The organism is Archangium violaceum Cb vi76 (genome assembly GCF_000733295.1).
Classification (GTDB): Bacteria; Myxococcota; Myxococcia; order Myxococcales; family Myxococcaceae; genus Archangium; species Archangium violaceum.
In genome coordinates this window covers 56,632-68,595 of sequence record NZ_JPMI01000033.1, presented here as the reverse complement: position 1 = coordinate 68,595, position 11,964 = coordinate 56,632, and the positions used below count along the sequence as shown (strand labels likewise).

Sequence of the window (11,964 nt, the reverse complement as noted above, 5' to 3'; positions counted from 1 at the left end):
TCTGGGAGAGGGACGGGGTGAGGGTTTAGAGCCCCGTTCTCCCGTCCTGGAAAAAAACCGTGGTGACGCCGCGAGAGACGGAAACAGCGGTCGCCCGGTAGCCCGTCTGGCCTCGCGTGACGCGGAAGAGACGAGCGAACGTGGGCGTATTTGTTTTGGACATAAACAAGTAATACCGAGACCGGTTTACGCCAGCCCCTGGGGCGGTACACCTCTTGAGAGAACCGCACCATGCACGGACATCCACTGCGCGACGACACCTTCGAGCCCTACACCCATGCCGGGAGCCGTGGACCGCCGCGCGTCTCTTCCCGCCATGGCGCGAGCGCCATGAGCTGAGCCGGGGAGACGACATGCTCGAACAGAACTCGCAGGTGCTCCTGGAACTGGTGGACGCGCGGGACGATCAAGCCCAGTACCTCATCGACAGTCTCCAGGATTACGCCATCTTCATGCTCGACCTGTCGGGGCGGGTGAGGAGCTGGAACAACGGAGCGGAGCGCATTATCGGTTACACCCGGGAGGAGATCCTCGGGAAGCACCTCTCCCTCTTCTATCCGCCCGAGGAGAGCAACACCGGCAAGAGCGAGTACGAGCTGCGGCTCGCCACGACGGAAGGCCGCTTCGAGGAGGAGGGGTGGCGGGTGCGCAAGAACGGGGAGCGCTTCTGGGCGAGCGTGATCCTCACCGCGATGCGCGACGCGAAGGGCCGGCTCACCGGGTTCGCGAAGGTGACGAGGGACCTGACCGAGCGCCGGAAGGCCGAGGAGGAGCTGCGGCGGAGCGAGGAGCGCTTCCGGGCGCTGGTCACGAGCGTGAAGGACTACGCCATCTTCATGGTGGGGCCGGACGGGCGCGTGGAGAGCTGGAACCTGGGAGCGCAGCGCATCAAGGGTTACGAGGCGAAGGAGATCATCGGCCAGCCCATCACGCGCTTCTACCCGGAGGAGGCGGTGGCGCAGGGCAGGCCGTGGGCGCTCCTGAACGAGGCGGCGGTAGCGGGCCGCGTGGAGGACGAGGGCTGGCGGGTGCGCAAGGACGGGACGCTCTTCTGGGCGGACGTGGTCATCACCGCCGTGCGCGACGAGAACGGGCAGTTGAGGGGCTTCGCGAAGGTGACGAGGGACCTGACGGAGCGCAAGCGCTCGGAGGAGGAGCGGCTGCGGCTCGCGCAGGCGCAGGCGGCCATCCGGCTGCGTGACGAGTTCCTCGCCATCGCCTCGCACGAGTTGAAGACGCCGCTCACGGCGCTCCAGCTCCAGCTGCATGGCCTGAGGGGGAAGGGAGGCTCGCTGGAGCCGGGGGGTTCCTCGAAGCTGGACCGAGCGGTCCGCAGCACGGAGCGCCTGGCGGGCCTCATCGAGACGCTGCTCGACGTGTCCCGGCTCAGCACGGGCCAGCTCACGCTCAGGCCGGAGCGGATGGAGTTGCTGGCCACGGTGCACGAGGTGACGGAGCGGTTGAGCGAGGCGGCGGCCCAGGCGGAGTGTCCGGTGCGGGTGCGGGAAGGGCCTCCCGTGGAGGGGACGTGGGATCGCCTGCGCATCGAGCAGGTCATCTCCAACCTGCTGTCCAACGCATTCAAGTACGCGGCGGGGAGTCCGGTGGAGCTCTCGGTGACGCGGGAGGGCTCGGAGGCGGTGCTCGTCGTCCAGGACCGGGGGCCGGGCATCCCGGAGAAGGACGTGGAGAGGTTGTTCAACCGGTTCGAGCGGGCCGCGTCGATGAAGCACTACGGTGGGCTGGGCCTGGGGTTGTACGTGGCCCGGGAGATCGTCCAGGCCCACGGCGGGAGCATCTCGGTGGAGAACCCGCCGGAGGGTGGGGCGCGCTTCACGGTGCGCCTGCCCGTGTGAGCGCCAGGCAGGCTCAATCCCAACCCTGGAGCCGCTGCAGCCTGGGGCTCGCGGGCCAGTACTCCGGGACGCTCAGGCGCTCGAGCAGGAAGGGTGAGCCCACGCCCGCTTCGCTCGCTAGCGCCCGCAGCTTCGCGGCTGGATTGCCAAGCTGCGCCCAGGCCCGGTCCAGGATGGGGGTGGGAGGCACGGGCTCGCCATGGGTGAGGTGCTCGAACCGCTGAAGGTCGCGCCGGGTCAGGGTGAGGTACTTCTGGAGGTAGAGAGGATCCAGGAGGTGGAAGTACTGCTCCACGGCTTGCAGCCGATGCAGGAGCTTCTGCCTCTTTCGTTCCACGGCCTGGTGGGAGCCATGTTGCCGGTGCACCCAATCCGGCTCTCCTTTGAGCCAGATGCCGTAGCGGGCGACATGCCCCGCCAGCTCGGAGCCCAGCCACCGCTCGCCCAGGAGGTCCTCGGGTGCGATGAAGACAAGGTCGAGCGCGCGGCTCAGCCGACTGGCCCCAGGGCCTACGCACAGCAGGTCGAAGTCCGAGTCCTCGTTGGGCACCCCCGCCGCGCGTGAGCCAAAGATGACGAGCTGCTCGCACGCCCCAGACAACCTGTCCCAGGAGGAGCCCCCTCGCTCCAGACGAGGTTCCAGGGATGCAATCCACTCTTCACGCGTCTTCGGCATCGTCGTCATCGTCGGGCATGTCCGAGAGTTCGTCCTGGAGGCTCCTCAACCCGTCCAGGAGCGCCTCCTTGTCATTCTCGTCCACTTCGTCAGGCCCTGCATCCCAGGCATAACCTTCGACGCTGGCTGCTTCGAGCAACCGGCTGGCTGCCCTGGCCGTGGTTGGCTCGAGGCCTCCCTCCCTGACCAGCCAGGCGAGCAGCTCGTCCAACGCGACGGCCCTGCGGGCGAGTTGGTCGGGGAGCTCCAGGAGGGGCTTGAGGGCCGCGGCGATGGCGTCCAGCGTGGGCTCGACCTTGCGCGGCTGCCGGAGCCCTTCGAGCGAATCGATTGCCTCCTGCAATACGTCGAGCGCCTCAGCTCTGTTCGTCATGTCCCGTCCTTCTCATTCTCACGAGACGGTGAGGTATCCAGGGCGAACTGGATGAATTCTGGTGTCTCGAGCACCGCTTGCAGGAGCGCCACCTTCCAGTTGTGGGGCCCCAGGACTCTTCTGTCCTCCGCGAGTTGCTCCCGAAGCACACGGAGGCATCCCTTCCGGCCGGAGTATTGGCCTAGTACATGAATCGTTCGATGGTGCTCGTTCAGCCTCGCGAAGGAAGCATCCTGATAACGCTTCAGCAGGCCCAGTTGAGTGAAGTGTCGACGAAGCAACTGGTAGAAGGGATGCGTGTGGACCGCTCCCAACTCCAGGCGAAACGTCGCGAGTGGTGTCTCGGCGACGCTGATTTCCGCGAAGAGCACCTGCACGCCCTGGTCGATGACATCGCTATAGAGGTGCACATGCCTGCGCTCCCCCTGCGAGTTGCGCCATGCGGTGCTTCGCTTCTGGTTGCAGTCCCCGCAGCAGGGCATGAGGTTCAGTGCGTAGACCGAGAACTGCGGGTACAGGCTTTCGGGAAGGTAGTGGTCGAACGTCCCGGGTGCGTTCAGGGCACAGTACTGGCAGACCGCGATCTGCTCGGGTGCCTGCATGGCCCGGATCAATGCCTTCAGGTGCTCCAGCGGCTGGGTCTCCCCCTGATAGCAGTGGAGCAGATCTCCTCGCGCCTGTGCATCCAGCGGAAGCAAGGGCATCGGCGCCAGATCAGGGCATGCGTTCTGGTAGGCGGCATATTCGCTAGCGACGAGTTCCTTGAACTCGAGCAACCGCTCGCGCCGGGGCGACTCTTTCGCTGTCGCGATGGCGTCGAAGCGGGTGAGAGGGGGATCCGCGCAGACCCTAAGGCTCATCATCGTCTTGAGCCTCGGAGTCCGTCGTCAGCGCGTGAAGCGCCATGCGCACGTTCAGGTTGAGCCGCCGGTCGAACAATGCGGCGACGTCGTCGCGGTTTGATTTCTCGTTCACGAGCTGGCGTAGGATGTGGAAGTAGTTCTTGCTCTTCTCGTCGACCCGGAACGCGGTGTTGACGATCTCAGTGAGGTTCTCGCCAAAGGACTCGCCAGGGTAGCGGGTGACGAAGGGGATGTTGCCTTCACGCTCGATGATGCGAATGTCCCGGGCCGGTAGCTCCTGGAGCACGATGGGGGAGTGCGTCGCCACGATGGCGTACGAGTCGTACTCATGCAGCAGCAGGTGCAGCAGCCGCATCAAGGCCGAGAGCAGGTGCGGGTGCAGATGCGTCTCCGGCTCATCGAACAACAGGACCGAGCGCCGCTGGATGCTCGCGAACACCCTGGCGAGGATGAGCAGGACGACCTTGTGACCGGAACTCTGCTGCTGAATCCACGCGGAAAGCCTTCCGGGATACTCGGCGACGTTCGTGGAGGAGGGAAGCTCCTCGAGGATGCCGGACTTCTCCAGCAGCCGCCGCCATACCTCCCAACGCCCCTGCTCGTGGAGGCTCTCCATCGCATCGTCGAAGGCCGAGAGGGCCCATTTCAGGTCGACCTTGTCTCCGGGGTCGCGCAGGCCACAGTAGACGTAGCTGACTCCCGGTTGATGGCGGGGACGAATGAAGGTGTCGAAGGGGCTGTACGAGATGGTGATGACCTGGCTGACCGGCGGTTTCGCCGGGCTCAAGCCCGTGTCCTCTTCGGACAAGAACCCGCTCAGGGCATGTGCCAGCTTCGCCATCAGGACGGTCTTTCCGGTTCCATTGCGACCCACGAGCGCAACCATCCGTCCGAGCCACTCGTCCCGGACCTGGAAGCCGATCTCCAACTCGTGCATGAGGTCGAAGCCATCCAGCCGAACCCTGTAGGAGAAGCTCGGGGGTTGCGGCGCCCCGGCGCTGGACGGGACGAACCCCTCAGCAGGCGCTCCGAAAATCGAGTGGGCCTCGCGCAACGCCAGGAGTGCCGACGATGACCGCAGCAGCGAGAGACCGTACCCGCGCTCGTTCTCGAATGCTTCCCGATGCGAAGGGCTGAGGGCCACATCTCGGAGCCCTTCGAGAATTTCCCTGGCAAGCGCAGGGCCCAGCTCACGGACACGGTCATAGAACCCCATGTCCTGCCCCAGGCTGCAGAAGTCCTCATCCAGCCGTGTGAACACTCGGGGAAGTTCGGTCCGCATCTGACCCCGCTGGAGGATCTTCACGAAGCCCAGCCGGATGTCGCGGCCGGGCTCCGGACAGAACCATGCCGTGAAGCGAGTCACATGGCCGAAGTCATTCCACGGCGTGCCCCGCTCCAGGACGACACACGGGTACTGCTGGAATGGCGCGAGGTACCGCCACTGCTCACTTTCGAAGTGCATCCGATTCCTGGTCCAGGGCCGTTGCCGAAGATAGTGACACAGGATCGGCGGCAGAAGCTCTTTGGCTCTGCCCTTGCTTCAGGGCGTGTCCGCCTGGAGTGCCAGCGATCGCATCACGTCGAGCAGACACGCGCACAGCACCGGCGGCAGCTCCCCGAGCGTGGGCTGGCCCTCCTGTGCGAGGCCGTGGCGCTGCCGGTACCGCGGTTCGAGCGTGTACTCAAGCTGCCCCAGTTCCACCCGCTCCTCCAGCTCGAACTGCCGCTGGATGGGGGAGTGGAGCACGCGGAAGGCCACCCCGTGGTTCGGCAGGGCGCGCGCGTGCTCGTGAAGCATGCCGCTCTCCCCCACCGGGGCTCGGCACCCGAGCCGTTCCAGGGTGTTTCTCAGCCGGCTGGCCCACAGGGACAGGCCCTGGAAGCGGGTGATGGCCGTGGCCCCGCGCTCCGCGTCGGTGGGCCGGAGGGCCTCGCGCTGGAGCTGGCGGAAGGGCTGCACGAGCCGGTAGTCCGCCAGGTGCTCCCCCCACAGCGAGTGCGTGCGTGCATCCTCCAGCACCGGATGCCAGAGGCCAACGCGCTCGGAGGGGTGCAGTCGCACTTCCGCGTTCTGCGCGTCCACCAGCGTCCCGTCCTCCGCGACGCGGAAAGAGCCCACGACCTCGCTCATGGGCGTGAGCCGCGACCAGAGCACGGGCTGGATACCGAGCCGCAGCACCGGGTGGAGCAGGAAGAGCCGTTGCCAGCGCTCCTGCGTGTAGTCGTCCTGGACGAAGAGCGCCTCCTCGAGCCGCGCGAGCTGCGCCTTCAGCACCGGCTGGAGGTTCTTGCGGAGCACGTCGAAGCGCTGCTTGCCCTCGGCGTGCTTCACCGGGTCCTCGTCCTTGCGGAGGGCCGGGAAGGACTGCGTCACCCTGCCGCTCTCGTGGTGCACCTCCAGCGAGAGGTCCGCCCGCACCTTCACCCGGAGCCTGCGGGGGCCCATGTCCACCACCAGACCCTCCGGAGTGAGGCCCAGGTCCGGCACCAGCTCCTCGCGCAGCTGCTCGGGTGTCAGGCCACGCGCGGCCGCGGCCTCCGCGAGCCCCTCGCGTGCGTTCTGCACGAGTGACTCGCTGTACCGCCCGCCCGCGGAGGCGATGCGCTCTAGCTGCGAGAGAGCGAAGATGGTTCCCATCCTGCCGAGGGCGCGGATGGCGGTGTTGGCCTTGGGCTTCTGGTGGCGGCGCCACTCATCAATCCGGCGGCAGATGGTCGTCACCGCCTCGTCCCCGCCGTACTCCGCGATCAGCGAGAGCATCCAGGCGGCGCCCGTCTTGCCCTTCACCGAGAGCCAGCTCTCCAGCGCGTGCCGCCCGAGCGCCGGGAGCGCCTGAGGGGGGAGGTGTTGCTCGAGCAGGTGCCGGAACGGGCGGGGCAGCCGCTCCTCCCCCAGCTCCCTGGTCCGCGTGAGCAGCCACCGCACCGGTAACTCCCCGAGCGGCGCGAGCGCGGTGACGAATGGGAGCCCGCGAAGGTCCTTGGGCACTGCGTCCGCGCCCTCGGCCCGGGCGAGCTCCACCCATGCCTTGAGCGGAAGCGTGCTCTCCCGGTCCAGCAGGGAGACGTCCTCGCCGAGCGTCTCCAGCCGGTCCAGGAGGAGGCCTCGGTCCACGGCCGTCAGTTCCGGCCGCGTGCAGAGCTGCCGGAGCACTTCCACGGCTCCGTCCATGCGCGAGCGGCAGAGCGCCTGGAGCACCGCGCGGCGGACGCGGGGGTGCGCATCCGTGGCGAGCCCCGTCTCCACCACATGGCGCGGCGTGGCCCGGGCCAGGAACGTCTGCACGGTGCGGACGGGCTCGAGCGCCTGCGTCGTCGCGAGGAGCGCGCGGACCGCCGGCGCCAGGGCCGGCAAGGATTCCACGGGCAGCGCGGCGAGCGGGGAGCCGTCGCGGACATACGTCGAGGTCGTCTGCGCGAGCAGTTCCGGGTGTCGCGTGAGCGCCTCCAGCGCCAGGGGGCGCAGGCGCTCACGCTCCGCGTCTGCCTCCTCCCGGGATTCCGGCACCCAGGCCGTGCGCGCGGCCAGCGCCGCGTCCTCCACCCCCATCAGGACGGCGTGGACGGCTTCGAGCCGTCCGAGCAGGGTGCGAGCCGCCACGCGCGAAACCGCCGCCTCCCCCCGCAGCTGCTCCCCTAGCTGTGCCGAGGAGAGCCGAGAGAGGCCGGTGCACTCGGCCTCGGGGGAAGGCGCGTCGGGGATGGGAGCGGGGGGGAGCATGGGGGACCTCCGCGCTTATACCAACTGGGCGGGGCCCTCCGGCTCAGACGCGCAGCTTCTCGCGCAGCGCCTTGGCCCGGCTCTGCATGTCGGGATCCAGGCTGGTGAGCTCGATGCCCTTGAGGCGCTGATCCAGGCTCTTGGGCACCTTCGTCTTCACCAGCTTGCCCTCGGCCTCCAGCTCCTCCAGCCTGCCCAGCGCCTTGTCCACGATCCGCTCGCGCGGGTGGCCCAGCAGGCTGTCCAGGAAGTACGGGTCCTCGGGCAGCTCGGGGTACTTCTCCAGGTAGTCCAGCACCCCCTGCGCCCATGCCCGCGGGTCCTCGGCGGACTCCATCAGCTTCTGCATCGCCTGCTTCTGCGCCTTGCGCTTGCCCTCGGGATCGAAGGTCTTCGCCAGACCCTCGGGCAGCTCGCCGCCCGTGAAGAGCGCATCCGCCGCCGCCTTGTACTTCTGGTACGACGCGCTGCGCTCGATGCGCTGCTGCGCCGGATCATCCTGCCGCGAGGTGTGCCCCCGGCCCTTGCCGCGCGAAGCGTCGATCTCCCGCCAGCTCTTCGTCCGTTTGCCGGAGAAGCCTCCACCACCCCGATCGTCGTCCTTGTCACGTGCCATTCTTCATTTTCCCTTCCGAGCACTCCACAGCGCCGCCAATCCGCGCTTCACCAGGGTGCGTGCCGTCGCCAGCTCCTCGGGTGACAGGGGGTGCTCCTCGTCCTGCTCCGCCTCGAACAACGCCTCGTCCGCGTATGCGGTCAGGGCCGTGGGCACTGGCGAAGTCTCCATGCCCGGTGTCTCCAGTGCCGCGGGAGCCACGCTCGCCAGTCCCTGCGGCCAGCCAAGCTCCAGCATGGCGTGCAGCTCGAAGAGCAGGTGACGGGCGACTCCGTATCCTTCGTCCGACAGCCCCGCGGCGTCAAGCACACCCAGCAGCGCGTCCTGCTTGTTTTCGAACGCATCGTTCAGCCGGGTGCGCGCCTTCTCGTCGTCTTCCAGATAACGCCAGGCCCCCTCCACGAATGCCGTGTCCGGCTCGCCCGGAGCGAAGGGCTGGGGCGGCTCCGTCTTCTGCTTCTTCGGCCGGGGCGGGCGCGGGCCGTCCTCCAGCCGCACCTGCTTGCCTTCCTGCACCAGGTCCCACAACCCCAGCAGGTTCTGGAAGAGGCGGCGCGCCAGCTCGGGGGACTCGAAGCGGGGCTCCTGCCCGAAGAGGCTGGGAATCACTTCCTGAGAGGGGCGTCCCTCGGCGTGGGCCTGGCGCATGTGCGCCAGCACCGTGAGGCTGTCATGCGAGGTGCCCGCGAGCTCCAGCAGCCCGTCGAGCACCTGTGCGCCCTCGAACTGGCGCACGAACTCCATCTTCTTGGATCGGGAACGGCTCATGGGGTGCGCACCGTAGCGCCCGGACGGCGGAGAGGCACGTGGCTCGTCACGTGCCTCGATGTTGGGGGGACTCCCATTCGCCCATCAGGTCGTCCTGGTGCTGCTTGGGGTTGGTGGGCCATTCGTAGTCCTCGGGCATGTGGCCTCCCCCCTGCTCGGCCGTGCCAATCCAGCTCACGTCCGGGAAACGCGGGTCATGGCGGGGGTAGCTCGGCTCCGGCTCGTCCGTCACCTCGGTGCGGTTGGGGGGCACCACGAAGGGGGACTCGATGGGCTTGTCGGGGTAGATGATCGCCATATACGGCTCCTCCGGCCCCAACCATGGGGATGACTCCACCCGGAGGCCCGGCCCGCCCCGGGGAGACCGGCCAGGGAGCCAGCGGCATGCCCGACCCTTCCTGTTCTGGACGAGACCCGTGGCCACCCTTTGTGCCTTCCGTTTCCTTCCCTCCGACCCTAGTCTGACGCCCCGTCCATGAGTGATCCGTCGTCGGAGAGATTGAAGGCCGCGGTGATGGCGCTGTACCAGGCGCGCCCGGTGGAAGGGCCTCCCGGTGACGACGGCCAGCGCTCCGTCTGGCACCTGTCCACCCAGGGGGCGGAGCTGCTGTCCTTCGTGGACCCGGAGGGCCGCGTGCAGCGCCAGGAGCTCACACTTCTGGACGAGCACTGCGTGTGGTCCAGTGGCGTGGGCCTGCGCACCGGACGGGTGGAGCAGGATGGGGCCGTGCGCACCGAGACGAGTGTCGTCCACCCGGATGCCCAGCCCGTCCCCGCCCGGCTGCTGCGCGCCGCGCTCGCCCTCGAGCACTACCAGGGGGAGGACCGTTACATTCAACACATCCAGCGCGTGCTCGCGCTAGCGCGCCAGGGGCTCGTGCTCTCTGGAGGCACCGGGGCCGTGGCCATGGCGCCCGCCGCTCCCGCGCCCGTGAGCGCCACTCCTCCGGTTTCCGCTTCCGCCGCGCCCGCGTCCACGCCTCCTGCTGCTTCGGCCGGGGCGCGGACTCCACTGCCCCTCCAGCTTCCCGCCGTGGACCCCGTCATGCTCCAGCGGCAGAAGACGGAGGGCCTGACCATGCTCATCGTCCTCGGGCTGGGGCTCCTGTTCAGCGTGTGGCTGCTGTTCTGGCTCCTGTGAGATGTCCCCTCACCCCTTGGGAGAGGGCTAGGGTGAGGGTCTGCGCGCGGGATTGCTCTCGGAGATACATGGGTGACGACCCTCACCCCCCGCCCTCTCCCAGAGGGAGAGGGAGCATGCGGAACTCAAGCGGCGACGGCGCCCTCTCCGAGCAGCTGGGCGTAGCGTCCACCCCGCGCCGACAGCTCCGCGTGCGTGCCCGCCTCCACCACTCGCCCCGCATCCAGCACGACGATGAGGTCCGCGTCGCGCACCGTGGACAGCCGGTGCGCGATGACGAGCACCGTCCTCCCCTTCATCAACGCCGCCAGGCCCGCGCCCACCGCCGCCTCGCTCTGTGCATCCAGCGCGCTCGTGGGCTCGTCCAGCAGCAGCACCGAGGGCCGGCACAGGAAGGCCCTCGCCAGGGCCAGCCGCTGCCGCTGTCCACCTGACAGTCGCGCGCCACGCTCACCCACCGGCTCGTCCAGGCCCCCCGGCAGGGCGCCCACGAAGTCCTCCGCGTGCGCCAGCCGCAGCGCCTCCCAGAGCTCCGTGTCGGTGGCCTCGGGCCGCCCCAGCAGCAGGTTGTGCCGCACGCTGCCCGAGAAGAGCACCGGCTCCTGCGGCACCCATGCCATTCGCGCCCGCACACTGGAGGGCTTCAACTGGGACAGCGGGGTCCCATCCCAGCCCACCGTGCCGCCGCTCGGGGGCAGGAAGCCCAGCAGCACGGAGAAGAGCGTCGTCTTGCCCGCGCCCGAGGCCCCCACCAGCGCCACCCGGGCTCCCGCCGGCACCGTGAGGTCCACCCCGCGCAGCGCCTCGCGGCCGTCCGCGTAGGTGGCGCGCAGGCCCTCGAGCGTCAATGCCCGGGTGAGCGGCCCGGCCTCCGCTCCCTCGTCTGGCGGCACCGGAGCATCCACCACCGCGAAGAGGCGCTCGGCCGCCACCAGCCCGATGAGCACCTGGGACAGCGTGCCACTGAGCGACTTCACCGGCTGGTACAGCAGCAGCACCGCGGCGAGGAAGGACAGCAGCCGCCCGGAGAGCGACGGGTCCGCGGAGATGGCCCGCGCGCCCCAGGCCACCGCCAGCGCCACGCCGACAATCCCCATCACCTCCACCGTGGGGCTGTACGCCCCGCGCAGGAAGAGCGAGCGGCGCATCTGCCCCAGGTAGTGCTTCGACTCGGCCTCGAAGGCCTTCAGCGCCCGGGGCGTGCCCCCATAGGCCTGCACCACGGGCAGGGCCTGCAGTTGCTCCGCGGTGAGCGCGGTGAGGGCGCCCAGGCTCGTCTGCGAGCGGTTGGCCACCTTCTTCAGCGAGCGCGCGAAGCTGCGCACTGGCAGCACCGTGAGCGGCATCACCACGAAGGTGACGAGGAAGAGCTTCGCGTCGATGAGCAGACACGTGACGAGCAGCGCCAGGATCTGCAGCCCGTCCCTCACATACGAGGAGAGCGCCTGCGTCACGGAGAACTCCACCAGCGGCACGTCCGCGGTGAAGCGGGTGAGCAGCTCACCCGAGTGCTGCCGCTCGAAGAAGGCCGGTGGCTGGGCGAGCAGCCGGGCGTACAGGAAGCCGCGCAGGTCCGCCATCACCCGCTGCCCCAACCGCTGCATCCACCCGCCCTGGAGGAAGGCCGCCGTGGCCTTCACTGTCGCCATGGCCACCACGAGCAGGGGCAGCACACCGAGCAGTTGCTCGCCCGGCAGCGTGAATCCCGCCAGCACCACGGGTGTTCCCGTAAGGACAGCGTGTAACAGCGGCCCCACCAGCCAGGCGTACCCCGAGGTAGCGGCGGCGGCGGCCAGGGAGGCGCTCACACCGCACACCAGCAGCCTCCGATAGGGACGGAGGTATCCCAGCAGGCGGCGATAGACGTGTGGAGCAGGACGGGGGGCCACGGCGGAGCGCGCACTCTCTCACTGAGAAGCCTCCCCGGCAAAGGCCCGCGCTCGCCCG

General features: G+C 68.7%; 11 protein-coding genes. 2 read left to right on the top strand and 9 right to left on the bottom strand.

Annotation, left to right across the window (positions count from 1 at the left end):
* Window positions 1-353: 353 nt before the first annotated feature.
* Window positions 354-1,856 carry a sensor histidine kinase gene (locus tag Q664_RS06035; RefSeq protein ID WP_052517729.1) on the top strand — a complete coding sequence of 501 codons (1,503 nt, stop codon included), beginning with the start codon at window positions 354-356 and terminating at the stop codon, window positions 1,854-1,856.
* A 13-nt stretch (window positions 1,857-1,869) separates the two neighbouring features.
* Here Q664_RS06035 and Q664_RS51645 read toward each other — a convergent pair whose 3' ends face one another.
* From Q664_RS51645 to Q664_RS05995, 8 genes are all read right to left on the bottom strand, one after another.
* Window positions 1,870-2,532: a nucleotidyltransferase domain-containing protein gene (locus Q664_RS51645; RefSeq protein ID WP_160174348.1), complete on the bottom strand. Its 663-nt coding sequence runs from the start codon at window positions 2,530-2,532 to the stop codon at window positions 1,870-1,872.
* Window positions 2,516-2,905, bottom strand: a complete 390-nt coding sequence (locus Q664_RS06025; protein ID WP_043390813.1) for a hypothetical protein — start codon at window positions 2,903-2,905, stop codon at window positions 2,516-2,518. Before Q664_RS06025 ends, Q664_RS51645 begins: the two co-directional genes overlap by 17 nt.
* Entirely contained in the window at window positions 2,902-3,768 is an 867-nt protein-coding gene (locus Q664_RS06020; protein ID WP_043390811.1) for a hypothetical protein, read from the bottom strand. The genes Q664_RS06025 and Q664_RS06020 overlap by 4 nt, the downstream gene beginning before the upstream one ends.
* Complete coding sequence (locus Q664_RS06015; protein WP_043390809.1) at window positions 3,755-5,233, bottom strand: ATP-dependent nuclease; 1,479 nt, start codon at window positions 5,231-5,233, stop codon at window positions 3,755-3,757. The genes Q664_RS06020 and Q664_RS06015 overlap by 14 nt, the downstream gene beginning before the upstream one ends.
* A 78-nt stretch (window positions 5,234-5,311) precedes the next feature.
* Window positions 5,312-7,492 carry a DUF4132 domain-containing protein gene (locus Q664_RS62060; protein WP_043390807.1) on the bottom strand — a complete coding sequence of 727 codons (2,181 nt, stop codon included), beginning with the start codon at window positions 7,490-7,492 and terminating at the stop codon, window positions 5,312-5,314.
* Between the two features lie 43 nt (window positions 7,493-7,535).
* Window positions 7,536-8,108: a hypothetical protein gene (locus Q664_RS06005; protein ID WP_043390805.1), complete on the bottom strand. Its 573-nt coding sequence runs from the start codon at window positions 8,106-8,108 to the stop codon at window positions 7,536-7,538.
* A 3-nt stretch (window positions 8,109-8,111) separates the two neighbouring features.
* The gene (locus tag Q664_RS06000) at window positions 8,112-8,876 is read right to left on the bottom strand and encodes a hypothetical protein (RefSeq protein ID WP_043390803.1); all 765 of its coding nucleotides are present in this window, start codon (window positions 8,874-8,876) and stop codon (window positions 8,112-8,114) included.
* Between the two features lie 46 nt (window positions 8,877-8,922).
* Entirely contained in the window at window positions 8,923-9,174 is a 252-nt protein-coding gene (locus Q664_RS05995) for a hypothetical protein (protein ID WP_043390802.1), read from the bottom strand.
* A gap of 177 nt (window positions 9,175-9,351) precedes the next feature.
* Between Q664_RS05995 and Q664_RS05990 the strand changes: the two genes are divergently transcribed.
* Window positions 9,352-10,017 (top strand): hypothetical protein, encoded by a 666-nt coding sequence (locus Q664_RS05990; RefSeq protein ID WP_043390800.1) that lies wholly within the window; start codon window positions 9,352-9,354, stop codon window positions 10,015-10,017.
* A gap of 125 nt (window positions 10,018-10,142) precedes the next feature.
* On the opposite strand, the gene Q664_RS05985 is transcribed toward Q664_RS05990, so the two are convergent.
* Entirely contained in the window at window positions 10,143-11,906 is a 1,764-nt protein-coding gene (locus Q664_RS05985; protein WP_043390798.1) for an ABC transporter ATP-binding protein, read from the bottom strand.
* Window positions 11,907-11,964: the final 58 nt, after the last annotated feature.

What these genes read in the sequence shown, in the direction of transcription:
- Q664_RS06035 (WP_052517729.1), top strand. Translation starts at nt 354, where the DNA reads ATGCTCGAACAGAACTCGCAGGTGCTCCTGGAACTGGTGGACGCGCGG.
- Q664_RS51645 (WP_160174348.1), bottom strand. Translation starts at nt 2,532, where the DNA reads ATGCCGAAGACGCGTGAAGAGTGGATTGCATCCCTGGAACCTCGTCTG.
- Q664_RS06025 (WP_043390813.1), bottom strand. Translation starts at nt 2,905, where the DNA reads ATGACGAACAGAGCTGAGGCGCTCGACGTATTGCAGGAGGCAATCGAT.
- Q664_RS06020 (WP_043390811.1), bottom strand. Translation starts at nt 3,768, where the DNA reads ATGATGAGCCTTAGGGTCTGCGCGGATCCCCCTCTCACCCGCTTCGAC.
- Q664_RS06015 (WP_043390809.1), bottom strand. Translation starts at nt 5,233, where the DNA reads ATGCACTTCGAAAGTGAGCAGTGGCGGTACCTCGCGCCATTCCAGCAG.
- Q664_RS62060 (WP_043390807.1), bottom strand. Translation starts at nt 7,492, where the DNA reads ATGCTCCCCCCCGCTCCCATCCCCGACGCGCCTTCCCCCGAGGCCGAG.
- Q664_RS06005 (WP_043390805.1), bottom strand. Translation starts at nt 8,108, where the DNA reads ATGGCACGTGACAAGGACGACGATCGGGGTGGTGGAGGCTTCTCCGGC.
- Q664_RS06000 (WP_043390803.1), bottom strand. Translation starts at nt 8,876, where the DNA reads ATGAGCCGTTCCCGATCCAAGAAGATGGAGTTCGTGCGCCAGTTCGAG.
- Q664_RS05995 (WP_043390802.1), bottom strand. Translation starts at nt 9,174, where the DNA reads ATGGCGATCATCTACCCCGACAAGCCCATCGAGTCCCCCTTCGTGGTG.
- Q664_RS05990 (WP_043390800.1), top strand. Translation starts at nt 9,352, where the DNA reads ATGAGTGATCCGTCGTCGGAGAGATTGAAGGCCGCGGTGATGGCGCTG.